Raw genomic sequence first — 21,874 nt, 5'->3', positions numbered from 1 at the left:
TTGGTCAGCGAGAGCGTGTTGGGCAGGGCGGCGGTGAACTGTCGCTTGACGCGACTGTCGTGGACCGGCGGTCCCGAGGCTGACCTCTTGATTGGTGGGGAGAAACAGGATGGGGCGGCCACCAACACAGCTCGGAACGGCAGGCAGCGTGAGTTGCGCTCGGACGAGCGCAGGAAAGCCACTTGCGCGAACACGTGTCCGTGACTCTAGCGATGACGCCTTGTTCGCGGATGTCTGGGACACCGCGCGTCAATTCGCCAAACGGCCCCCTGCCACTCACCCACTGCCCCTTCACGTCGACCCGTCGCCGCCGGCCGTCGGACATGCGCTTGACGATCATCGCCCGCTCTAGCTCGGCGAACACTCCGACGATCTGCCGCATCGCGGTCCGCATCGGATCGGATGGGTCATCGTGCATGACCTCGCCGTGGTCGGCGGTGTAGACCTGGCCGCTGTTCTTCCATACCACGGCCAGCAGTCCCTCTTGGATGGTCAAGGTTCGGGCGAGCCGGTCGAGGCGGGCAGTGAGCAGCCCGTCCGCGTCGCCGGAAGCGACGAGGTTGAGTGCGTCCGTGAGTCCGGGCCGGTCGGCCGCCGCCAGCGTTCCTGAGATCGCGACATCCTGAAATGATGCGATCAGTGAGTGACCGTCAGTTGCACAGCGATGCTCGATCGACTGTCGCTGGACGTCTAATCCGAAGCCATCCGCTTGCCCGGACGTGCTGACCCTGAGATATGCCACAAGGTTTGCCATGCCCTCAGCATCCGCGCCCAGCTGGCTCTCGTCATCGCGGCGTGGCCCGGACGGTAGCTGACGTCAGGCTTCGACCAGCTCCACGATGATGTCGACGCTGTCCTTGGGAACGCCGGCGACCCACGCGATCGCTTCCTTGATCTGGTCGGCTTGGTCGAGCCGCGTCACTTCGGTGATCGCTCCGGGGACTTCCACGCATTGAAGCACCGACACTCGGGTGCCGCGTTCCGCGCTGACGTGGTAGGAGGTAGTGGGGTTAGAGGGTGGTCGAGGTAGATATCGATGTCGGTGAGGCGGATGCGGACCAGGCCGCCATCGCGGAGCGCGGGAAAGGTGCCGTCGGCGACGCGGCGTTTGATGGTGCCCACGGAGCAGTTCAGCGAGTCCGCTGGCTGCTCGTGGGTGAGTGCTTCCGCTTTCACGGTTCAAGCATTCCCGACCTCGGCCAGGTCACCAACCGGTGGCCCCGGCTGTCCCTGTATGGCCCTCTCTGACATGGCGTGCTGCAGGGGTAGAAGCTCCGCGGGGACGAGAATCCCCAGCTCGGCAGCGTTCTTCCGGTATATCGACAGCGCGACTGCGACGTGCGCGCACGCCCGCTCAGACAGATCAGCAAGGACGACACTCACCGGCCGACTCCTGAACTCCGCACACGTATAGCTGCGCGGCCCGGCGCGTACTTTAAGCGCGGCGTGTGACCCCCGCTTGTGTCAATCAACAGAGATACTCGGCCCATGGATGAATCTCCGCGCAAGTACGCGCCAGGCGCCTTCGCTGCCGCAATGGGCGGTCTCGGCTTCCTCCTCCTGATGAACGTGGCGAACGCGTTCCAGCGAAGCTCCGACGAGAGCTTGCGGGGCGCCCAGCAGATCGCTTCGCGGCTCGCAGCCGATGCGCGGCTGTCCTCAGACACATCCGCGACGGACTCCGGAGGCGAGACACTGCCGACACCTGTCGCAGCAACGAACGCGCCGCTCGCGGTCTCGGCAGAAGCACCGTTGCTGCTGTTCGCGCAAAACGAGATCGACCAGGACATCGAAAGCCAACGGTGGGCAATCGGCGGCGCCGGCGCGGCTGCCCTCTTCGGGATAGGAGGGCTCGTTCAGATGGTCCGGGCGTGGGCCCGACTCGACGCGTCCGAGGGCGACCTCAGCACGGACGCCCGTGCATGACTCTTCCCAGCGGTCCATTGAGGACCCCGCCCGAAACGCCCCGGCGGGTCACCCCTCCCCGGGGCGCGCCGCGATCACCGGGACGTACTGCGGCGCGCGGTGTGTACGGGTTGCAAGGGTGCTTTCGAGGCCCTTGTTAGGTAGGAGAAGGTGGCCCGACGCTGCCCTCGGGTACCTATTCTCAGATCTCCAGACTCACGCGCACCGCAGTTCGTCTCGGTGGGTGCTTGTGGGTGTGGGGGGAGGTTCCCTGCCTGGGGGCTGCTGACGCGGCGAGGCGTGGCAGGTGATCGACCGCGCTCCTTCGTGAGAGCTGTTCAGCTATCTCGGGTCCGGTGATCAGCGGTGGCCGCCAAGCACAAACCGGTCGACACCGTCAGGGCGGGGCGCGGCGGGTGTTGCCTTAGGCGCGGCGGGTTCGTCGAGGGGTGGGAGGCCGGCGAGTTGCTGGAGTCGCTGCTTCTGCGCCTGCGCGTGGGTCGCACGGTGGGTAGCGGCCGCGGTCGTGGCTTGGTTGTATGCGGTGACGCTGTTGGCGGCGGCTCGGTCAGCGCGACTACGGCGAGGTTCAGGCCCTCGACCTCGGCGGTGGCGGCGGCCAGTGTGGCTTCCGCTTCGGCGACCTTGCGCTGCGCGGTGTGAGTGCGTTGCTGTAGGCGGCGTTGGCGCACGACAGGGACTGTGGTTGCCAGTTCGGCTTTGGCTGCGCGGAGTTCGAGGACTGTGGCGGTCGTGTCACCGATCGACCCGGACTGGAACCCAACGATGGGCCAGGTCAGACTGGAACCCAAACGATTGGTCAGGTCACCAATGTCACCAGTTCGTGCACCAGACCCGAGACCGCCGATCGCGTTTCATCTATCTACCGCTTTCCGACCGCCAAAGCCGTGCCTTGGTAGCACAATCTTTGCGGGGAGAGATATTTTCGCGACTGGCGGGTCGACGTCCGTCGTGTCCAAAAGTCGAGGCAACGGGTCCTAGCCCTCCAGGAGTCCGAGGCCGGACGCGTCATTGGGTACGGCGATGGCTGTGTCAACCCGAAGTGGCCCCGCCATGGCGGCGCGAGGTGGCCCCAGTCGGAGTTGTGATGCGGCACGGACTGGTCTGCGTTCGACTGAGGGCATCTCTTTGCCGAAGGCGGTCAGTGTGTTCGGTGCCATCGGACCGGACCGGCGATGATGGGCGGCTGGCTGTGTTCGCCGTGGTGATTCAGTGGTTGTTGCCGTGCTCGCCGTGCTTGGTGCGCTGGTGTGGTGAATTGCCGGTCGTAGTCGGCTCGCCGGGCCGGGTTGTGGAGCACGGCATAGGCGGCGAGGACTTGTTCCAGTGCGGTGTCGGACTCGGCGCCTTGTGATTCGTCGTCCTGGGGCCGGGTGTCTGGGTGGTGTTGGTGCAGCAACGCGCGGTAGGCGTGGCTGATCTCGGCCTGGGTGGCGCTCGGTGGCACTCCCAGGATGGCGTAGAGGTCGGGCCGCTTGGTCATGCTCGATGGGTGGCTTGAGGTGGTGATGGGATGGTCGTGGCCCCGGCCGCTGGCCGGGGCCACGATGCGAGGAGGGCTGTCGACTGGCCCGCGAGGAGGGGCGCCGTGCGGGCGCGGGCGCCGCGCAGTCTGCGTCAGACGCTGTGGGGTGGGACGTGCGGGCGGGGCGAACAGTCACCTCGTGCGGGTTGGTTCACGTGTGGCGAGCACCTGCCTTCCTGCTTGTGGCGCCTCGGGTGTCGGAACGGGGGTGAGCGTTGCCGGTCCCATCGGCCGACGCCGGGGTGCCGAGGCCAGCACCCCGGGCCCTGGACAGGGTCGGTTCCGCGGCAGGCTGGACCATTGCCAGGATTCCTGCCGGCAGCGCTGCGACCGGGCCTTTCGGCGGGCGGCTCGGGCCATTCCGCGGCGATGATCGCGTCGAACTCGGCCGTGAGCAGGTCGGGGTCGCTGCAGATCAGGTCGAGGAACTGATTGTCGACCCTCGGCGTGGTCTGGCTGGTCGGGGCTGGCGTGGGCATGACCGATCCCTGCCGGGTCAGGCGTTGATGGCCTGCCGGTCCTCACCCTTGCTGGTGACCGAGATCTTGCGGGGCTTGGCCTGCTCGGCGACCGGGATCTGCAGGGTGAGCACGCCGGCGTCATAGCTGGCGCTGATGTGCTCGGTGTCGAGATTGTCGCCGAGGATCAGCTGCCGACTGAACACCCCGCGCGGCCGCTCGGCCGCGATCAGTTCGGCGTCGCTGGCGCGGGCAGGGCGTTCGGCCTTGACGGTGACGACGTTGCGCTCGACGTCGAGGTCGATCGAGTCCGGGTTGACGCCGGGCAGGTCGAACTCGACGTGGAAGACATCACCGTCGCGCCAGGCGTCCATCGGCATCACCGACGGACGGGCCAGCGTGCCGTTGGTGCCGAAGACTTGCTGGGTGAGCCGGTCCAGTTCGCGGAACGGGTCGGTGCGCATCAGCATCGTGTCCACCTCCATCACTCCTGTTCTCTCGGATGCTTGTGGGCCGCAGACCCATCCATGGATCTGTGGTGTGCGCTATAGATTTGTTCTAGCACGTGTGTCATGATGGCGCAAGAGGTCCAGTCGAGAATTTCCTCGGACGGGAGTGGTGTGGTGGCCGGGGCAGAACCGGACTCGGCGCGTGGCGTGTATGGCATCTCGGTCGCCGCGGAACTGGTGGGCACCGGGGTGCAGAACCTACGCGCCTATGAGGCACGGGGTCTGCTCGAGCCCGAGCGCACCGAGGGCGGCACCCGCCGCTATAGCGCCGATGACCTGGAGCGGTTGCGCCGCATCGGCGACCTGCTCGAGGCCGGACTCAACCTGGCCGGCATCGGGATGGTGCTGAATCTGCAGGACGAGAACACCCAACTGCGCGCGGAGAAGGAGGACCAGCAGTGGCTGCCAACCGCACCGATCACGACCGCATCGAACTCACCGGGCAGATCCCCGAAGCGGACCTCCTCGAACAGCAAGCCCCGCTCGACCCGAGGCTGAGCGACGACGACTACGCCTCGGTCGACCGAATTGGCGCTGCGGCATCGGTTGAACCAATCGATGAGGCCGACCGCTGGGAGCAGCAACTGTCGCTGCCCTCGGAAGACGAGGAGTACCCGCACGACGATCCCGACGACGAGATCGGGGCTGGGTGAGTCTGATGGGCGACCCGCTGGTCGACGTCACGGTGCGGGTGTATGCCGACTTCGCCGATCGTGCCACCCTGGCCGAAGTCCTCGCCGTCATCGCCCGCGCCCGCAACGACCTGGACACCCCCAGCACCGAAGCGTTGCCCGAGCTGGTCGAGCGGCTGGCCCGGCAACGGCTCGCCGACCGCCTCGCCTTCCCAGCTGCTAGTAACGGCTCGGCTCCGGCCGAACACAGCGCTGAAGCCGACCGGTGACACTCGCTCATCTGCTTCGCGTGCGCCGTGCGTGCGCGAGCCGGTAGCTCACGGTTCCCGTCTCGATGATCTGTCCGGCGAAGGTGAGCCGGTCGACGATGGCGGCGCATAGACGCGGATCGGTGAACGTCTTGGTCCAGCCCGAGAACGGTTCGTTGGAGGCGATCGCGACCGCCGAGCGTTCCTCCCGTTCGGTGAGTACTTGGAAGAGCAGTTCGGCGCCGCGGCGGTCCAGTTCCATGTAGCCGAGCTCGTCTAGGCAGAGCAGGTCGACGCGGCCGTAGCGGGCGATCGTCTTGGACAGCGGGTCTGCTGCACGAGCAGGTGACAACGATTAGGCAACCTGGTCGGCTGCTTGGGTCATGATGATCTCGTACTCGATGGGGGTCAATCGGCCGAGCGTCGTCTGGCGGCGGCGCCGGTGGTAGGTGCGCTCGATCCAGGTGATGATGGCGATGCGGAGCTGCTCGCGCGTGTCCCAGGTCTGGCGGTTGAGGACGTTCTTCTGGAGCAGGCTGAAGAAGCTTTCCATCGCGGCGTTGTCACCGGCAGAACCGACCTGGCCCATGGAGCCGAGCATGTGGTGACGCCAGAGGGTCTGCTGAAGTTTCCTTGATCGAAACTGCGACCCACGGTCTGAATGCAGCCGGCAGCCGGCGACCTTGCGCCCTCGGCGAGCCACCGCGGACTCCAAAGCGTCGACCGCGATCTGCGATTCCATCCGGTCCGACATCGAGTAGCCAACGATCCGGTTCGACCAGACGTCCTTGATCGCGCAGAGATATAGCTTTCCTTCCCTGGTCTGATGTTCGGTCAAGTCAGTGAGCCACAACTGGTTCGGGGCCGGGCCGGTGAAGTCGCGGCGGACCAGGTCGTCGTGCGCGGGAGCCCCGACCTTGGTCTTCTTGCCGCGCCGCTTTTTGCCGAACACGCTCCACCAGCCGTTCTCGCTGCAGATCCGCCACGCGGTCCGGTCCGCGAACACCAACCCCGCGTCGCGTGCCTCATCGGCCAGGAACCGGTAACCGAACTCTGGGTCATCGCGATGGGCGTCGAACAAGGCGTCGGCCAGGTGGGCCTGGGCCCACTCGGCGTCAGTGACGGGGTTGGCCAGGCAGCGATAGTAGGGCTGTCTGGCGATCTTGACGACCCGGCACGTCACCGTGACGGGGATCCCGTCGGCGGCCAGCTCGCGGACGAGCGGGTAACTCATTTTCCCGGCAGATGCGCTTGAGCGAAATACGCCGCCGCCCGGCAGCACCTCGTTCTCCTGCTCGAGGGTCCTGATCCGACGCTGCGCTGCCCGCAGCTCCGCCGCGTCAGTAACCGTGGAGCCGGGCCGCTTGCCGTCCTCGATATCGGCCTTCTTCAGCCACGAGTACAGCGTCGTGAAGTGGATACCGAAGTCCTTCGCGATCTGCTCCAAATCGACATCAGGACCACGGTTGCGAGCGACCCGAACAACATCGTCACGGAACTCCTTCGGATACGGCTTCGACACAGTGACATCCTTCCAGCCCCAGCCCGAAGGCTAGGACAGTCGGTTGTCACCCATCCGTGCAGCAGACCCGCGCATGACTGCGCGCAAGCTGCGTCGGCTCGCTACGTCCAGCTTTCGGTACACCTTTCGTAAGTGGTACTCGACAGTGTGTGAACTGATGAACAACTGGGTGGCGATCTCATTGTTCGTGGCTCCGTCGGCGGCGAGCCGGGCGATCTGCGCTTCCTGGGGGGTCAGATCGTGGGCTGCGGTGTGGTGTCGTTCCCCGGTTGCGAGGAGTTCGGTTTGAGTGCGCTGGGCAAAGGCGCGCGCGCCCATGTCGTCGAACATGTCGTGTGCAATCCGGAGTTGCGTACGGGCGTCCGAGCGTCGCTTCTGCCGGCGGAGCCATTCCCCGTAGAGCAGGTGCGATCGGGCCAGATCGGTGCGCACAGCGGTTTGCCCGAGATGGCTGATCGCACGGTCGAAGAGCATTTCCGCGTCGGCGTCGGTGGCCACGATCGCCTCGGATCGAGCAAGCAGCCCGAGCGCCCACGGAGTCCCGCTTGCTCGGGCACGTACGGCCAAATTCTCAACGGCTAAGAGGGCTTCGTCAAAGTGGTTACTGCGCACTGCCGCCTCGACAAGGTTGGGCAGAGCTTCGTTGGTCAGGGCCAGCTGATCGTACTCGATGAGCTTCTTACAGACCGAGTAGGCCTCGTTGTAGCGGGCTCGGCCGAGCTCCACGACGACCAGTGCAAGTTGTGCCAGCCGCTGGTTGTTGCCAGCCCCGATCGCGGCTCCGACCTCGAACGACCTGGTGGCTGCCTCGCGAGCACGGTCGTCGAGACCAAGCCATGCCAGCAATCGGGCGTTCTCGATTTTGTTCACGCGGTCTTCATCGATTCCGATGGCGCGAGAGAGTTGGCGCAGGTCGGCGATCCGTGATTCGGCTGAGGCCAGTTCACCCAAGACAGCTTCCACGCCAGACAGAGGTGTGAGCGTCATCGTCAAGTACTCGATCGCGCCGGTCCTTCGCGCGAGTGCCTCGCAGCGAATCAGCCATGAGTGAGCAGCCTTTTCGTCCCAAACCAACTGGGCCAGCAACTGGCCGAGCGCGAACCACCGTGGCACCTGCTCACCGAGAGCGTCAGCCGCGCCTAGAGCAACGATGGCACGCCGGATCAACGGCACCGCCTCCAGGTAGCCCGAGCACAGGTACGTCCCGGTGGCAGCGAGCAGGACGTCAGTCACGTCAGCCTTCTCAGAGACCATGAGCAGCGCAGCCCGCCCGACCTCGAGTGGTGTTGTACCCGTGATGAGCGCACCTCGTATGAACGTTTGCTCCAGCGCCTCGAGCATGGTTTCGCGGGCCATGTCGATGTCGATTGCCGCGAATACTGTCGCGGACGACATGAGGATGGCTGGCGTGTCGCGGCCGGGTTTACCTGCGCGGTGCAGAGCGTTGGCTTGGACCTTCTTTATTTGAGCCTGCAGGAATGGATCTTGACCCTGCGAGAGACCGGCGTCCAGCAGGGCCTGGGCGCGCAAGGGCGCTCCTCCGGTGAGTGCTGCTTGGGCGGCATTGAGCAGTCGTGATGCACGTCGCTTCGGGTCGGGGGACAGGTCGGCAGCCCGGGCCAGGTACGTCGCCTCTGACAGGTAGCCGCCTCGGGACCGCGCCGTGCGTGCGCCCTCCTCAAGGGCGGCCGCGGCATCCTCGTCCGGTCCGTTCGCTGCGGCCGCGAGATGCCAAGCACGTAGATCAGTCTCCGTCGAGGGATCCATCAGAGTCGCCAGAACTTCGTGTACGTGTCGACGATCAGAGGTGGATGCGTTCGCATACACGGCCGATCTGATCATCGGGTGCCGGAATTGGAGTGTGGCTGCGATCTTGGCGAGGCCGGAGGAGACTGCCGGGTGTGCCGCGTCGGAGCTAATGCCGTCGCGGGCCGTTGCTGTCCACAGCAGTCGAATATCCAGGTCTGGGTGAGCTGCTGCGTAAAGCAACGTACGTTGACAGTCACCTGGAAGCGTCGAGACCTGTTCGCCGAAGTGCTTCTCCAGCCGCTCCCCCATCGGGAGTGGGTCGTCGAGAAGCAGGCTCCGCGATGTCTCGATGGTTTCGAGCTCGCGGCTTACTTCGATGATAACGAGAGGATTGCCGCGGGATCTGATTGCGACCCGGTCGGATACCTGCCGGTCTACATGCTCCGGAGCTAGCGTCAGCAAGAGATCCGATGCGTCAGAACGCGATAGTCCACCTACGTGGATCGTGGGGATTCCCTCGAGCAGTTGCTGATCGGCTGGTTCCCGGACGCTGAAGATCATGCCAATGCTCTCGGCGAAGAGTCTCCGTGCGACGAAGCCGAGAATCTCGACCGATTCAGCGTCGAGCCACTGGGCGTCGTCGATCACAATGAGTAATGGTTTGGTCGGGGTTGAGTTGGCGAGCAGTGTGAGAACCGAGAGACCCAGGAGGAAGGAATTCGCCGGAACGTCTGCGGCGAGACCGATGGCCGTGCGCAATGCCTGGGCCTGGGTTGGCGGCAGCGCGTCGACTCCCGAAAGATGGGGGATGAGAAGGCGGTGCATCGCGGCGAACTCCAGGTGTGCCTCTGACTCCAAGCCTGCTAGTCGCACTACGTCGACATCGGCAGCCATCTCGACCACGTCGTCAAGGAGCGCAGTCTTGCCGATGCCGGCCTCGCCGCGCAGAACGAGGGCAGCGCTCAGGCCCTGGCCGAGGGACAAAACGACGTTACGCAGCGCCTCCTGTTCCCTCGACCGACCGACTAACATTGCCTGGCCGCCTCGCGATTCGTGAGCGTACTTGTCGCGAGACGTCGTGGGTGCGCCTTGCGATCTGGTTCGCAACGAAGCGTAGGTCGGCGGGCCTCAGGCACGAGGCGATTGTGAAGATGCTGCACTCGTTGTATAGATGTCTGCGCAAAAACTCGATCAACCTTGCTTGTCACGAGGCTTAGGCCCCCGATAACTATGCAGGCGGCGCCACTCGCCCGGAGTTACACCGTAGGCGGCCTTGAAGGCGCGCCCGAAGGTCGAGGGATCCCGGAAGCCCCAGCTGCGGCCGATCCGAGCGACCTCAAGATGTCGGGACTGAGGTCGACCCAGCTCGAGGCGGCATTCCTCCAGTCGGTGCTCCCGAATCCAGTCACCGAGAGATATGTGGGCCTCAGTCATCACGTTGTATAGCTGGCGTACCGAGATATTGTGGGCGGCCGCGATGTAGGAGGCACGCAGGTCAGGTTCGTGGAGGTGGGCGCGCGTGTACTCGAGAACCCGCAGGGCCAGAGTGCCGTACATCGAGTCTCGTGCCGGGGTCGACGCGTCGAGATGGGTGGCGAGCAGTGCGCGCACCAAGTCAATGCTGGGCTGTCCGATCGAATCGGCACGCGGATGAGCAAATATCTCGCCACGGGCGGCAATCCGGCCGAGGTAGTTTGCGGTGAGGTCGGTGAGCGGGTCGTTCGGTGCGAGCGTTGTCGCCGACAGCGAGCTGATCGCGTCCTGGGGTAGGGCCAAGGCGGCGACGGGGATCGCGAAGAAGTGTTGACGTATCCCGCCGTCGTCGAGCAGTGAGTACGGCGCGCTCGACTCCGAGTAGGCCAGTTCTCCGGCGTGGAGGACCGTCTCTCGCCCCCCTTGCACGATCAGACTCGATCCCTCCATCTGGAGGGCCAGGAAGATCCGAGGTGCTGTGTCGTCGCCTGCCAGTTTCGCGGTGCGCTCCACTTTCAGGGCGTCCGAGCGAACCGAGCACAGCCGCATGGCACCGAGATCCGCGATAGTGCCGTACACGTCGGCCGCGCCGCGCTCGCTCGCGAACTCGATGTCCACGTGCACTACCGCGCTGGCAATCGTCTCGCGCACGACATCGGCGCGGTCGGGCCGTGCGAACGCTCGGGTGTCGAGTATCAGCGCCACTGCGGACCCGCCTCCCGTGTTGGTGTACGGGCCGGCGCGCACACTCCCCTAGCGTTTGGACGAGAGCAACTATGACCTCATACGCTGTATCAAACCTTGCTTCCTATAGGTGGACAACCGGTCCCGAATGTGCTCGCTCGCCTGGGAGATTGACTGATGGCACGGTCGCGTAGCTTCGACTACCAAGTTGCGGTGCAGGCTGCGCAGGAGCTGTTCTGGGAGCACGGCTACGCCGCCGTGTCGCTCCCCGATCTGCAACGAGCTACCGGTTTAAGCCGCTCAAGCCTTTACGCCGCTTTTGGTAATAAACGCGGCATTTATGAGGAGGCCGCTCAAAGCTACTTGCGCGATGTCATCGGTCCCTTGCTCGCGCCGATGGAGGTGCCCGGATCAGGGGCAGCTCAGATCGCCGGGTTCTTCATCGCCATGGCGCTCGTGATGCGTTCGCCTGACTCGCGGATCGCTAAACGAGGATGCTTCATGCTGAACATGCTGATGGAAGTTGAAGAACTCGACCAGCAAGCGGACAGCATGGTTCGTAGGTACCGCGCGCGGGTTCACGCCGCAATGATGAACGCGCTGGCATCGATGCCAGAGGTGGCACACCGCAGCTCGCGAGCAGACATGTTGACCGCCAGCCATCTCGGGATCGTAGCTATGGCGCGCATCGATCCAGGTGGGGCCGCCCGGGCATCCGAGACCATCGCCCACGACGTTGAGCGCTGGTAGCCCACCAACCTCCCAGGCGCCGAGGCTGCGGCGTCAGATCTGAAGTCTCCGGCTCAGTCACGGACTAAGGGGTTTCCAGGATTCGGACTGCGCCCAATCGACGTAGCGTGCGCGAAGTGGGCGGCTCTGAACACAGGCGCGAGCAACCCCGTCTAGTGGGGCAGGTCGCTCGGGTACTTGCACTGCTTTGGTCGCTCAGTTTCGTCACCTTTGCGCTGGTTCAGCTGCTGCCCGGCAACGCCGCGCAGGTTCAGCTGGGGCAGGGCGGTACGCCGGCAGACGTGGCCACCCTGAATCGCAAGCTCGGCTTGGACCGCAGCTTCCTTGATCGCTATCTGAGCTGGGCTGCGGATCTGGTCCACGGGCGACTGGGGTCCTCGCTGGCGACCGGTCAGCCGGTCATGGGCATGCTCACCGGTCGCGTACCGGTGAGCATGGAGCTGATCGCGATCGCACTCGTGTTCTCGCTGACGTTCGCGGTTCCGATGGCCCTCCTGGCCGCGCGAAGGCCTGGGGGAGTGGCGGACTGGCTGAGCAGTGCGGTCAGCGTCGGCGCCGTCTCAGTAACCCCCTTTGTGGTCGGAATCGGGCTGGTCAGCGTCTTCGCGGTCCAGCTGAAGTGGTTTCCCACCAGCGGTTTCGTGCCGCTGACCCAAAGTGTGCTCGGCAACGCGGCGTCGGCCGCCTTGCCGTCAGTGACTTTGGCCTTGCCCTTATTCGGGTTGTACGTGCGTGTCCTTCGCGGCGACTTGATCGATCAGATGCGCAATGCCGAGTACATCCTCACCGCGCGCTGCAGCGGAGCGTCCACCTGGCGGGTGCTCACCCGGCACGCGTTGCGCAACGCGCTGTTTGGGACGGTCACGCTCATCGGCCTCAACGTCGCCGCGGTGCTCGGCGGGACGGTGGTCGTCGAAGAGGTATTCGGCATCCAGGGGGTGGGGTCCATGTTTGTCCAGGGCATCCAGGGTCGTGACGTTCCTGTGGTCGAAGCGGTCGTTCTGCTGTCAGCGTTGACGGTTCTGACGGCGAACCGGATTACAGATCGTTGGTACCGCGTCTTGAACCGCAGGGTGCACGTTGCTGTGGGTTAGCGACGCCGAAACCGTCGGGCAGAGGCCGATAACCGGGAGTGGTCGCCGGCGAATCATCCGTAGGTGCGGTTCCTTGAGCATCTACGTGCCGTCTGTTGCGTTAGCGGCGGTTGTCTTGGCGTGCTTTCTCTGCCCGTGGGTTGCTCACCTGCCGTCGCCGGCCGCGGGGAGAGTCGCGGACGCCGGCCTAGGAATGTGGTCGACCCACCACCCGCTGGGAACTGATCCGCTCGGCAACGACGAGTTCGCGAGGGTACTGGCCGGAGGCCGGATCTCAATCGAGGTGGCACTCGCGAGCAATGTCGTCGGGTTGCTGCTCGGCGGTCTGCTGGGCATGTTTGCGGGCTACATCGGCGGATGGCGCGGCCAGCTGATCAGTAGCGCAGTCGATCTTCTGCAGACGTTCCCGTCGCTCGTTCTCAGCTTCGTCATCGCCGCGAGCCTGGGGCCTGGCGAAGGCAACGTCATCTGGTCCCTGTCTGCGGTCGGCGTCCCGGTCTATGCGCGTTTGGCCCGCGCTCATACCCTCCGGCTGCGCTCGGAGGACTTCGTCATATCGGCCCAGCTGTCAGGTGTGTCCGCGCGGCGGGTGATCGTCACGCACATCGCTCCTAACCTCTGGTTGCATCTGCTGACGTTTTCGGCGGCTGGATTGTCGGGCGCGATCATGTTCGAGGCGTCGTTGAGCTTTGTCGGGTTGGGAGTGCGCCCGCCGGCGGCCAGCTGGGGAAACATGATCGCGCAGGGGCAGGAGTACATCACCACGTCGCCACGGTTGGTGGTCGTTCCCAGCGTCTTCTTGGTCTTGCTGGTGCTTTCCACGACGGTGTTGAGCGACGCCATCAGGGGCAGGGCCACCGTCCGATGACACCGGCAACCCCAATCCTGGACGTGCGCCGTCTGACCGTGCGTTATCGAGGCTCAGACCATGCTGCGCTCACAGACGTCGGGTTCTCGGTGCTGCCCGCGCAGATGGTCGCGCTGGTCGGTCGATCCGGATCAGGAAAGAGCACGACCGCGCGCGCGATCACGGCTCTGCTTCCTCGCGCAGTGCAGCTCGACGGTTCGATCCTTGTCGGTGGCCAGGAAATACTCGGCGTTGGTCCCGATCGCAGCGCGCCGAACATTGCGCTGATCTCACAAAATGCTGATCGCGCGCTCAACCCGACCATGCGCATAGGGCAGCAGCTCGTCGAGGCACAACGAGCGCGAGGATGCCCGCGGCGGGTCGCGCGTGCCCGCAGTGTCGAGCTGCTGGAACTTATGCGGTTCGACGATCCGAACCGCGTGTACCGGAGCTATCCCGATCAACTTTCGGGCGGCATGAGGCAGCGCGCCCTGATCTCTATCGCCCTGGCCAGCAATCCTCGAGTCCTCATCGCGGACGAAGCGACGACGGCACTTGATGTCGAAACGCAGCGGCACATGATGGACCTGCTCGCTTCTTTGCGCCAGGACCTGTCCATGGCCGTCCTACTCATCAGCCACGATGCCAACCTCGTGGCCGCATACGCAGATGACGTAGTCGAGCTACGTGACGGCCGGGTCGTTCAACGGGCGACAGAAAGACTCGCCGAAACAGGCGGGACACAACCCCCACGGCCGGGGCCTGCCGTCGTTGGTCCGTTCGTCGATCCGACAGGATCGTTCGTCGAAGGAACGCCACTAGTCGAACTCGTGAACATCTCTCACCGCTTCGACGGTCCAAGACGTGGAACCTCGCCGACAGTCGCGCTATCAGATGTCTCGCTCACCGTGCGCCGGGGCGAGACACTCACCCTGATCGGAGCCAGCGGCGCCGGCAAGACGACCCTCGCACACTCAATTCTTCACTCGCCGCCCCCGACGTCGGGACACGTGAGCATTGACGGCGTCGACCCAACGACGCTGCCGGCCAAGGTGCGACCGTGGCAACGCGCATCGGTCCAGTTGATCTTCCAGAATCGGGGTGCCGCGTTCGACCCGACGTGGACGGTATTCAGGATCGTGTCTGAACCCTTACGCGTCAATCATTCCGGCACGCGCCTTGAGCGCCGTGCTCGCGTCCGGGAAACGCTCGACCGGGTCGGACTGCCGTGGCTGATCTTCAGTTCCCTCCGTCGGAGCCAGCTGTCCGGGGGACAGCTACAGCTCCTCGCCCTGGCTCGCGCGCTAGCTCCGTTGCCCGAGCTGATCATTTGCGACGAAGCGTTCTCAGCCATGGACGCGACGACACGGACTCGGGCCCTCGACGTGCTCACACAGTTCCAACGTGAGCAGGGATGCTCGTACCTGTTCATCACCCATGACCTTGACCTGGCCGCCGCCGTCAGCGACCGCGTCGCCGTGCTGTACCGCGGTCAGCTCTGCGAAGTCGGTCCCGCGGCGCGCATCTTCAACGCACCGACCCACCCCTACTCCCATGGGCTCACGGGCCGGGATTCGGCACCCAACCAGGCAGGCCTGACCAACCCAGCCGCGAACCCCGCAGGCCGCGACGACGACACCGGCTGCATCTTCCGATCGCGCTGCCCACGCGCGCAGGCCATCTGCGGCCAGCTACGCCCACGCCTTCGAGCGGTCAGCGCATCTCACGAGGTGGCCTGCCATTTCCCGTACGTCCCATGACCCGCCCGGCGCCGCAACCCGAGACCGAGACAAAGTGAAGACGGAGAGCACAAATGAAGTCACGAAGGTCAATCGCAACGCTGGCGATGCTCAGCCTCCTGCTCGCCGCCGCCGCCGGCTGCGCCCGCTCAACCCACACCCCGGCGACGAAATCCCAACTCACGGTCCTGGAACTCGCCTCAACCTACGGCACCTGGAGTGGTCTCGATCCTTTGACCAACCGGGCAGCCAGCGTCAACCACGACCTATTCAACGCAATCTACGGACAGCTGTTCCTGCGAGACGCCAGCGGCCACATCACCCCCGGACTGGCCAGCGGATACACCGTGAGTGACGACGATCTCACCGTCGACATCGCGCTGCGGGCAGAGGTGAAGTTCAGCGACGGCACCCCATTCGATGCCACCGCCGTCGCCTTCAACATCCAACGCGATCTTGCGCACGATGCAGCTTGTATCTGCAGCCAGAACTTCGCCGCTGTCTCATCGGTATCGACGAACGGCCCCGCAGACGTGCTACTACATCTGACTAGTCCCGATCCGGCGATCATCGACGCGTTCCTCGACGCCGCACCGAACTGGATTGCATCGCCGACCGCGATGGGCACACTCAGCGCCGCGGAGTTCGCGCTCAAACCAATCGGCGCGGGCCCGTTCGTGGTCGTGTCGGACCAGTTGAGTTCCACCCTTGTCCTGCAAGCCAACCCGACGTACTGGCGCAGCGGATACCCGAAAGTTCAACGACTGATGTTTCGCTCCGTAGCTAACGACACCACAGCCTACGAGGCGCTGCGCGCGAACGAGGCCCAGATCTATATGAACCTGGCGACTCCGGCGATCCTGCCGCAGATGAAGGACCAGTTCACAGTCCTGCCGATACCCGCCACCCAGACCGAAGCGGTCAATCTGAATCCCCGCGTGTTGCCCTTCACGAGCCTCGCCGCACGCGAAGCAATCTACTACGCAACCGACCCAAACGAGATCAACAACTTCATCTTCCACGGAGCAGGCACCGTATCGCAGTCACCCGGCGGCCCTGGCGATCTGTACTGGGAGGGGCAAGTACCGGGATATCGTACCTTCGACCTCGACAAAGCAAAGTCGCTGGTGAGCCAGCTCGGCGGACTGTCGTTCACGATCTCGACCCTCAACACGCCGATCCAGGTCCCGATCGTCGAAGCCCTCCAGAAACAGTGGGCACTGGCCGGAATCAAAGCGACAATCGACTTGATCACCATCCCGCAGGCCGTCAAAGCAACCCAGGCCGGCACCTTGCAGGCAGTCGCCACCGAGGTAGGAAGCTACAACCCCTCGCTCATGCCCGGGCTCGCCGCGTCCTACGCATCAACCGGACTGTTCTCACTGGTCCGCGACGAACAACTCGACAACCTCATCGCGTCGGCAGCAGCGGAACAAACCCCAACGGCCGCCGGTGCGAGCTACCACGCCGTGTACACAGCGCTGAACGACAAGGCGTACGCGCCGCTGCTGTTCACCACCAACCAGTGGAACGTCACCACCCACGCAGTGCACGGGATTCCGAACGGTACTGGCGAGATCGCGTGGGACGAAGTCAGCATCACCTGACCAGCTGACCTTAGCTTCGACGTTGCATCCGGGCTCATGAGCTACGCACCCCCTAGGGGATTGAGCGGGAGCACTAGGCGTCGCCAGGGATGCCAGCAACCAGCCGCAGGCACAGAGTTGGCCTCTCCAACACGGAGGCACGAGGCAGACACTGCTCGGCCACCAACTCACGAGGAGCCGCGCCATGCCATACGTCAAGCTCGGACGAGAAAACTCCGGCGACATCGAAATGCACTATGAAGACCACGGTTCGGGGACCCCGGTCGTGTTGAGCCACGGCTACCCCCTCAACGGGCATGCGTGGGAGAAGCAGGTGCCGACCCTGCTGGACGCGGGTTATCGCGTGATCACCTACGACCGCCGCGGTTGGGGCGGATCAAGCCAACCTGCAGTGGGCTACGACTACGACACCTTCGCTGCGGACCTCAACGCCCTGGTCGAGGCCCTGGACATCCACGACGCCGTCCTGGTCGGACATTCGATGGGATCCGGCGACGTTGCCCACTACCTCGGCCGATACGGGTCCGCCCGCGTCAGCAAGGCGGTCCTAGTCTCGCCGATCCCGCCGTACTTCGTTTCAGCGCCGGATGACCCGGATGGCGTGCCGCAGTCGCTGTTCGAGGGCTTTAAGACCTCCGCGATCACTGACCGCCCATCCTGGCTCAAGGGCTTTCTCGACAACTTCTACAACATCGACGTCTACGCCGGGTCGCTCGTCACAGACGAGGCGTTTCAGGCCAGCCTGACGATCGCCCTGGAGGGGTCCCCGATCGCCGCCGTCGAATGTATCCAAACCTGGGCGACCGACTTCCGATCGGACGTGGCGAGCTTCAACGTCCCCATCCTTGTGATTCAAGGCGATCAGGACCGGGTGCTGCCCATCCAGTTCACCGGAAACCGACTCAAGTCCCTGACCAAAGACCTCACCTTCGTCGTCATCGAGGGAGGGCCGCACGCCATCTCCTGGACCCATTCCGACCAGGTCAACAAAGCCCTGCTCGACTTCCTCAATTAGTCGACGGCCTACCCACGGCAGCACCAATCCACGTACTCCTCTGAAAGGAAAGTCATGCTCAACCGACGAAATATCGTTCGAAGTGCGCTCATCGCTTTTGTCGGCGTCGCCGCCGCCACGCTTACGTCAGGCAGTAGCGCGAGTGCCGGTACCACGCCTTCTCAAGTCAAGCCAACGATCGTGCTCGTGCACGGGGCATGGGCCGACGGATCCAGCTGGAACGCCGTCACCAAAAAGCTGCAGCGACTCGGCTACACAGTCGACGTCCCCCCCAACGAACTGCGCGGCCCGGTGGACGATTCCCGATACCTGCACGACTACCTGGCCACCGTGCCCGGACCTATTGTGCTCGTTGCCCACTCCTACGGTGGAATGCTCACCACCAATGCGGCGACCGGCAACCCGAACGTCAAGGCACTGGTGTACATCGACGCCTACGTCCCTGCCCAGGGTGACACTGTCATCGGACTCACCAGTGCGCTGCCCGGTTCGGCGCTGAACCCGGCCACGACCTTCAACGCGGTCAACTTCACCGACGCGACCGGCAAAGTCGTCGGCACTGATCTGTACATCAAGCCCAATCTCTTCCCGGCGATCTTCGCCACGGGCGCCCCAGCCAGCGTCACCTCCGTCCTAGCCGCTGGCCAACGTCCACTCTCCGCGGCCGCCCTGACCCAAGCATCACCCGGTGTACCAGCCTTTAAAACCATTCCATCCTGGGATCTGATCGGCACCCGCGACATGGTCATTCCGCCAGCCGAACAACAGGTGATGGCGACCCGAGCGGGAGCGCACATCCTGAAGGTCAACGCACCACACCTATCCATGGTCACCGATCCGTGCGCGGTTACCGGTCTCATCGTCACCGCCGCAAAACACAGCTGATCGAGCCGCTGCGCGTTCGGGACCCGGGGTCCGGACGCGCAGTACTCGGCGAATCGTGCAGAGACCTCGCGCCACCCGAAGGAGAACTCCCAATGTCTGACCTCGACGCACTGCTCCAGCGGAACAAGCACTTCGCCACCACTCCAGCGTGGAAGCAGGCCGATTTCCGTCCACGGCATGCCGTCTTCGCCATCTCCTGCCTCGACCCGAGAGTCGACCCGTTCGCACTTCTCGAACTCTCCATGGGCAACGCGATTGTCGTCCGCCATCTCGGCGGACGCGTCACGCAAGCCGCGCTCGACGACATGGCCTACATCGGTTATCTCCAACGCAAGCTCATACCCGGCGGACCGACCTTTGAAGTGACAATCGTCCACCACAATCAATGCGGAAGCAGCTTCCTTGCCGATCCTGAGGTCCGCGCGGGATACATGGAGCTGATGGAGTCCGACGACGAAACTGCTCTCATCCAACGGGGCGGTGGTCGACCCGGCCGAGACCGTGCGCAGCGACGTAGAGAAGGTGCTGGCCTGCGCGAGGTTGCCCCGCACGATCACCCTGCCCGGTCATACCTACGACGTAACGACCGGTCTGCTGTCCACCGTCGTACCGGCGTTGCCCATGCCGGCCGCGGCGATGGCGAGCTGACCGCTGATTGGTTCTGCCATCGCCCTGGTTCCGCCTGGAACCGGCGGCACGCCAGGGCGAAGCCCCGATCTACTAATGCAGGAGGAAACAATGTCTACGCCCACCGCTGAACAGCGACCGGTCGTGTTCATCCACGGCCTTTGGATTCACGCGACTGCCTGGCAACCTTGGCAAACCCTGTTCACTGAGCGCGGCCATCCCGCGCACGCCCCCGGCTGGATGGGCGACAGCGTGACGGCGGCCGAAACCCGAGCGAACCCCGGACTCATGGCCGGCCTCGGGGTCGGTGAACTCACAATCGGGTACGAGAAATTCATTTCCACACTGCCGGATAAGCCGATCGTGATTGGTCACTCGTTCGGCGGTCTCATTGCCCAGAAACTGCTTGCCAGCGGTCACGCGGCCGCGGCCGCTGTCATCAGCCCGGCGCCGATCCGTGGCGCGGACAAGCTCCCGCTCGCCCAGATCCGCTCCGCGCTGCCCGTGCTGAGCCGACCGGGAAACAAGAAGCGCGCTGTGGCCCTTTCCCGGCGACAGTTCCGCTTCGGCTTCGGCAACGCCATAAGCAAGGACGAATCCAGCCAGCTGTACGACAAATTTGCAATCCCCGGCCCCGGCCTACCGGTGTTTGAACTCACCGGGGCGAAGAAGAACCCGCAATCAGCGACGGCCGTCAACACGACCACCGGTGATCGAGGACCGTTGCTGATCATCGGCGCAGGCCGAGACCACACCGTCCCCGAGGTCGTGAGTCGACAAGCCCATGGTCTGTACTCCGCGTCGGCCGCCGTGACCGACTACCACGTCTTTCCCGACCGCGGCCACGCGCTGGTGTTTGACAGCCGCTGGCACGACGTGGCGGAATTCGCCCTGCGCTGGCTGTCCGAGCACACGCCGAGGCAGACCGATGTGGCGGCGGCCGACCGAAACAGCGCCGAGTCATGACGCCGCACCCCCCAACTGGCCGAAGGAGCGACGATGCGCAGTCCGAAGATCCCTCCGAACATGTTCGGCGTGGGTTTCGGCCTTGCCGGACTGAGCGAGGTTTGGCAGGTTACGTTCGCAGCTGGCCTCACGCCGGAAGTGATCAGCACGCTGTTACTGACGCTTACCGCGGCGGCGTGGTTCGGTGTCCTCGTCGCTTACCTCGCTCACGCCCGGACTGACCACGCCACGATCGTCCGAGACCTCACGGACCCGGCCGCTGCACCCTTTTTGTCGTTGGCTGTCATTACCCCGATGTTGCTCGGAGCCCAGTTCCTTTATCCGCACGCGCACGTTGCGGGAACCGTAGCGGTTGATGTATGTATGGCCCTCACAGTGACGCTCGGTGGATGGCTCACCGGACAGTGGATCTATCGACCACTCATCATCGATGACCTGCATCCTGGGTATTTCCTGCCGACGGTCGCTGGTGGTCTCCTCGCCGCCATCAGCGCCGCCACGATCGGTCAGCGGCAGCTCGCGGAGACCATGTTCGGCTCGGGTCTCATCTGCTGGTTCGTCCTCGGATCGATCATTCTAAACCGCCTGATCACGAGACCGCTGCCGCCACCCGCGCTGCTTCCGACCGTGGCTGTGGAAATCGCGCCACCGGCCGTCGCCAGCCTGGCCTGGTTCGCTCTGCACGGCGCCCATATCGATAGCGTCGCTGAACTTTTAGGCGGATACGGGCTGCTGATGGTCGTCGCTCAGTTGCGGCTGCTGCCTGCCTACGCTCGTCTGCCGTTCAGGCCGAGCACATGGGCATTCACCTTCAGTTGGGCGGCCGTCGCCAGCACCGCCTTGGTATGGCTTGAGGCGCTGCACCCGGTCGGCTACCAGACCTGGCAGTGCATCGTGCTCGCCGCAATCAGCTTGCTCGTCGGCAGCATCACCGCCAGGACCGTGGTCGCACTTGCTCGCCGCGATCTGTTGCCCCCACCGACCGACCAAATCAACTCCGGTATAGGAACCAGCGAGACCATCAGAGACACAACACCGCAATACCGTTCCCCGACAACGGCGAACGCATCGCCCAGCGGAAGAAGGACCACATGAGCACTAGTCAGAACTGGACCGAACGCAACGCCGGCTTCGCTTCGAAACATTACGATCCGAGTCTGCGAATCATGCCGTCACTCAAGACGATCGTCATCGGCTGCGTCGATCCCCGCGTCGACCCGACCGACGTGCTCGGCCTCGACCCAGGTGAGGTCGCCGCCATCCGCAACGTCGGCGGGCGGATCACCCCCGACACGCTCGATGAGCTGGCAATGCTTCGCGCCGTCACCCAAGCCGCTGGCGGCGATATAGGGCCCGGGTGGGAGTTCGTCGTGCTTCACCACACCGACTGCGGCATCACCCGGCTGCAGAACAAGCCGGAGCTGCTGGCCGCCTACTTCAATGTCAACGCGACTCACCTGCCCGACAAAGCAGTCGGCGACCCGAAGGCGGCCGTCGTCGGCGATGTCGCAGTGCTCCGTGCGGATCCTCGCCTCCCCGGCGTCACGGTGTCCGGGCTGGTCTACGACGTGGCCACGGGCCGCCTCGAAACCGTCGTCGCGCCGTGAGTGCTGGGTTG

At 64.5% G+C, this 21,874-nt stretch carries 21 protein-coding genes and 2 pseudogenes; 14 read left to right on the top strand and 9 right to left on the bottom strand.

Features of this window, described 5'->3' with window-relative positions; all coding sequences use genetic code 11:
* Positions 1 to 361: 361 nt before the first annotated feature.
* The 3 genes and pseudogenes from M6D93_RS19645 to M6D93_RS19640 form a co-directional block, all read right to left on the bottom strand.
* Positions 362 to 754 (bottom strand): annotated as a pseudogene (locus M6D93_RS19645) (recombinase family protein); the annotation flags it as partial.
* Between the two features lie 63 nt (positions 755 to 817).
* A complete protein-coding gene (locus M6D93_RS19405; RefSeq protein ID WP_283818580.1) occupies positions 818 to 949 on the bottom strand; it encodes a hypothetical protein in 132 nt (43 codons plus the stop codon).
* Positions 919 to 1,122 carry a MerR family transcriptional regulator gene (locus tag M6D93_RS19640; protein WP_430667234.1) on the bottom strand — a complete coding sequence of 68 codons (204 nt, stop codon included), beginning with the start codon at positions 1,120 to 1,122 and terminating at the stop codon, positions 919 to 921. Before M6D93_RS19640 ends, M6D93_RS19405 begins: the two co-directional genes overlap by 31 nt.
* 414 nt (positions 1,123 to 1,536) lie before the next feature.
* On the opposite strand from M6D93_RS19640, the gene M6D93_RS12435 reads away from it, so the two are divergent.
* Positions 1,537 to 1,926, top strand: a complete 390-nt coding sequence (locus M6D93_RS12435) for a hypothetical protein (RefSeq protein ID WP_249769556.1) — start codon at positions 1,537 to 1,539, stop codon at positions 1,924 to 1,926.
* Positions 1,927 to 3,067: 1,141 nt separating this feature from the next.
* On the opposite strand, the gene M6D93_RS12430 is transcribed toward M6D93_RS12435, so the two are convergent.
* The gene (locus M6D93_RS12430) at positions 3,068 to 3,409 is read right to left on the bottom strand and encodes a J domain-containing protein (protein ID WP_249769555.1); all 342 of its coding nucleotides are present in this window, start codon (positions 3,407 to 3,409) and stop codon (positions 3,068 to 3,070) included.
* A gap of 538 nt (positions 3,410 to 3,947) precedes the next feature.
* Positions 3,948 to 4,379: an Hsp20/alpha crystallin family protein gene (locus tag M6D93_RS12425; protein WP_249774205.1), complete on the bottom strand. Its 432-nt coding sequence runs from the start codon at positions 4,377 to 4,379 to the stop codon at positions 3,948 to 3,950.
* Between the two features lie 105 nt (positions 4,380 to 4,484).
* Between M6D93_RS12425 and M6D93_RS12420 the strand changes: the two genes are divergently transcribed.
* Positions 4,485 to 4,916, top strand: a complete 432-nt coding sequence (locus tag M6D93_RS12420) for a MerR family transcriptional regulator (protein WP_430667233.1) — start codon at positions 4,485 to 4,487, stop codon at positions 4,914 to 4,916.
* A gap of 160 nt (positions 4,917 to 5,076) precedes the next feature.
* The gene (locus tag M6D93_RS12415; protein WP_249769553.1) at positions 5,077 to 5,319 is read left to right on the top strand and encodes a hypothetical protein; all 243 of its coding nucleotides are present in this window, start codon (positions 5,077 to 5,079) and stop codon (positions 5,317 to 5,319) included.
* A 7-nt stretch (positions 5,320 to 5,326) separates the two neighbouring features.
* Here the strand turns inward: M6D93_RS12415 and M6D93_RS12410 are convergent.
* The 4 genes and pseudogenes from M6D93_RS12410 to M6D93_RS12395 form a co-directional block, all read right to left on the bottom strand.
* A pseudogene (locus M6D93_RS12410) lies at positions 5,327 to 5,623 on the bottom strand (ATP-binding protein); the annotation flags it as partial.
* A 30-nt stretch (positions 5,624 to 5,653) separates the two neighbouring features.
* A complete protein-coding gene (locus M6D93_RS12405; RefSeq protein WP_249769552.1) occupies positions 5,654 to 6,820 on the bottom strand; it encodes an IS3 family transposase in 1,167 nt (388 codons plus the stop codon).
* 30 nt (positions 6,821 to 6,850) lie between these two features.
* Positions 6,851 to 9,601 carry an ATP-binding protein gene (locus tag M6D93_RS12400; RefSeq protein ID WP_249769551.1) on the bottom strand — a complete coding sequence of 917 codons (2,751 nt, stop codon included), beginning with the start codon at positions 9,599 to 9,601 and terminating at the stop codon, positions 6,851 to 6,853.
* Between the two features lie 159 nt (positions 9,602 to 9,760).
* Positions 9,761 to 10,747 carry a helix-turn-helix domain-containing protein gene (locus tag M6D93_RS12395; RefSeq protein WP_249769549.1) on the bottom strand — a complete coding sequence of 329 codons (987 nt, stop codon included), beginning with the start codon at positions 10,745 to 10,747 and terminating at the stop codon, positions 9,761 to 9,763.
* Positions 10,748 to 10,903: 156 nt separating this feature from the next.
* Between M6D93_RS12395 and M6D93_RS12390 the strand changes: the two genes are divergently transcribed.
* From M6D93_RS12390 to M6D93_RS12340, 11 genes are all read left to right on the top strand, one after another.
* Entirely contained in the window at positions 10,904 to 11,476 is a 573-nt protein-coding gene (locus tag M6D93_RS12390) for a TetR/AcrR family transcriptional regulator (RefSeq protein WP_249769548.1), read from the top strand.
* 155 nt (positions 11,477 to 11,631) lie between these two features.
* Positions 11,632 to 12,570 (top strand): ABC transporter permease, encoded by a 939-nt coding sequence (locus M6D93_RS12385; protein ID WP_249769547.1) that lies wholly within the window; start codon positions 11,632 to 11,634, stop codon positions 12,568 to 12,570.
* A 193-nt stretch (positions 12,571 to 12,763) separates the two neighbouring features.
* Positions 12,764 to 13,438, top strand: coding sequence for an ABC transporter permease (locus M6D93_RS12380; protein ID WP_249769546.1), 675 nt, complete (start codon positions 12,764 to 12,766; stop codon positions 13,436 to 13,438).
* A gap of 23 nt (positions 13,439 to 13,461) precedes the next feature.
* Positions 13,462 to 15,177, top strand: a complete 1,716-nt coding sequence (locus M6D93_RS12375; RefSeq protein ID WP_249769545.1) for an ABC transporter ATP-binding protein — start codon at positions 13,462 to 13,464, stop codon at positions 15,175 to 15,177.
* A gap of 86 nt (positions 15,178 to 15,263) precedes the next feature.
* A complete protein-coding gene (locus M6D93_RS12370) occupies positions 15,264 to 16,763 on the top strand; it encodes an ABC transporter substrate-binding protein (RefSeq protein ID WP_249769544.1) in 1,500 nt (499 codons plus the stop codon).
* A 184-nt stretch (positions 16,764 to 16,947) separates the two neighbouring features.
* The gene (locus M6D93_RS12365) at positions 16,948 to 17,778 is read left to right on the top strand and encodes an alpha/beta fold hydrolase (RefSeq protein WP_249769543.1); all 831 of its coding nucleotides are present in this window, start codon (positions 16,948 to 16,950) and stop codon (positions 17,776 to 17,778) included.
* Between the two features lie 186 nt (positions 17,779 to 17,964).
* Complete coding sequence (locus M6D93_RS12360; protein ID WP_249769542.1) at positions 17,965 to 18,663, top strand: alpha/beta fold hydrolase; 699 nt, start codon at positions 17,965 to 17,967, stop codon at positions 18,661 to 18,663.
* Between the two features lie 92 nt (positions 18,664 to 18,755).
* On the top strand, positions 18,756 to 19,421 hold the full coding sequence (locus M6D93_RS12355; protein WP_249769540.1) for a carbonic anhydrase: 666 nt from the start codon (positions 18,756 to 18,758) through the stop codon (positions 19,419 to 19,421).
* A gap of 13 nt (positions 19,422 to 19,434) precedes the next feature.
* Positions 19,435 to 20,256 carry an alpha/beta hydrolase gene (locus M6D93_RS12350; RefSeq protein WP_249769539.1) on the top strand — a complete coding sequence of 274 codons (822 nt, stop codon included), beginning with the start codon at positions 19,435 to 19,437 and terminating at the stop codon, positions 20,254 to 20,256.
* Between the two features lie 33 nt (positions 20,257 to 20,289).
* Complete coding sequence (locus M6D93_RS12345) at positions 20,290 to 21,351, top strand: SLAC1 family transporter (RefSeq protein ID WP_249769538.1); 1,062 nt, start codon at positions 20,290 to 20,292, stop codon at positions 21,349 to 21,351.
* Positions 21,348 to 21,863, top strand: coding sequence for a carbonic anhydrase (locus M6D93_RS12340; protein ID WP_249769537.1), 516 nt, complete (start codon positions 21,348 to 21,350; stop codon positions 21,861 to 21,863). The genes M6D93_RS12345 and M6D93_RS12340 overlap by 4 nt, the downstream gene beginning before the upstream one ends.
* Positions 21,864 to 21,874 lie beyond the last annotated feature (11 nt).

Origin of the sequence: Jatrophihabitans telluris, assembly GCF_023516435.1 — a bacterium.
Classification (GTDB): domain Bacteria; phylum Actinomycetota; class Actinomycetes; order Mycobacteriales; family Jatrophihabitantaceae; genus Jatrophihabitans_A; species Jatrophihabitans_A telluris.
Note: the sequence above shows the minus strand (reverse complement) of the source record. Positions and strands in the feature narration are given on the sequence as shown.

Bases quoted from the DNA above. Each gene is read 5' to 3' on its own strand.
- M6D93_RS12400 (WP_249769551.1), bottom strand. From the start codon at position 9,601: ATGTTAGTCGGTCGGTCGAGGGAACAGGAGGCGCTGCGTAACGTCGTT.
- M6D93_RS12340 (WP_249769537.1), top strand. From the start codon at position 21,348: ATGAGCACTAGTCAGAACTGGACCGAACGCAACGCCGGCTTCGCTTCG.
- M6D93_RS12345 (WP_249769538.1), top strand. From the start codon at position 20,290: ATGCGCAGTCCGAAGATCCCTCCGAACATGTTCGGCGTGGGTTTCGGC.
- M6D93_RS12435 (WP_249769556.1), top strand. From the start codon at position 1,537: ATGGGCGGTCTCGGCTTCCTCCTCCTGATGAACGTGGCGAACGCGTTC.
- M6D93_RS12420 (WP_430667233.1), top strand. From the start codon at position 4,485: ATGGCGCAAGAGGTCCAGTCGAGAATTTCCTCGGACGGGAGTGGTGTG.
- M6D93_RS12390 (WP_249769548.1), top strand. From the start codon at position 10,904: ATGGCACGGTCGCGTAGCTTCGACTACCAAGTTGCGGTGCAGGCTGCG.
- M6D93_RS12415 (WP_249769553.1), top strand. From the start codon at position 5,077: ATGGGCGACCCGCTGGTCGACGTCACGGTGCGGGTGTATGCCGACTTC.
- M6D93_RS12365 (WP_249769543.1), top strand. From the start codon at position 16,948: ATGCCATACGTCAAGCTCGGACGAGAAAACTCCGGCGACATCGAAATG.
- M6D93_RS12430 (WP_249769555.1), bottom strand. From the start codon at position 3,409: ATGACCAAGCGGCCCGACCTCTACGCCATCCTGGGAGTGCCACCGAGC.
- M6D93_RS12370 (WP_249769544.1), top strand. From the start codon at position 15,264: ATGCTCAGCCTCCTGCTCGCCGCCGCCGCCGGCTGCGCCCGCTCAACC.
- M6D93_RS12355 (WP_249769540.1), top strand. From the start codon at position 18,756: ATGTCTGACCTCGACGCACTGCTCCAGCGGAACAAGCACTTCGCCACC.
- M6D93_RS12380 (WP_249769546.1), top strand. From the start codon at position 12,764: ATGTGGTCGACCCACCACCCGCTGGGAACTGATCCGCTCGGCAACGAC.
- M6D93_RS12425 (WP_249774205.1), bottom strand. From the start codon at position 4,379: ATGCTGATGCGCACCGACCCGTTCCGCGAACTGGACCGGCTCACCCAG.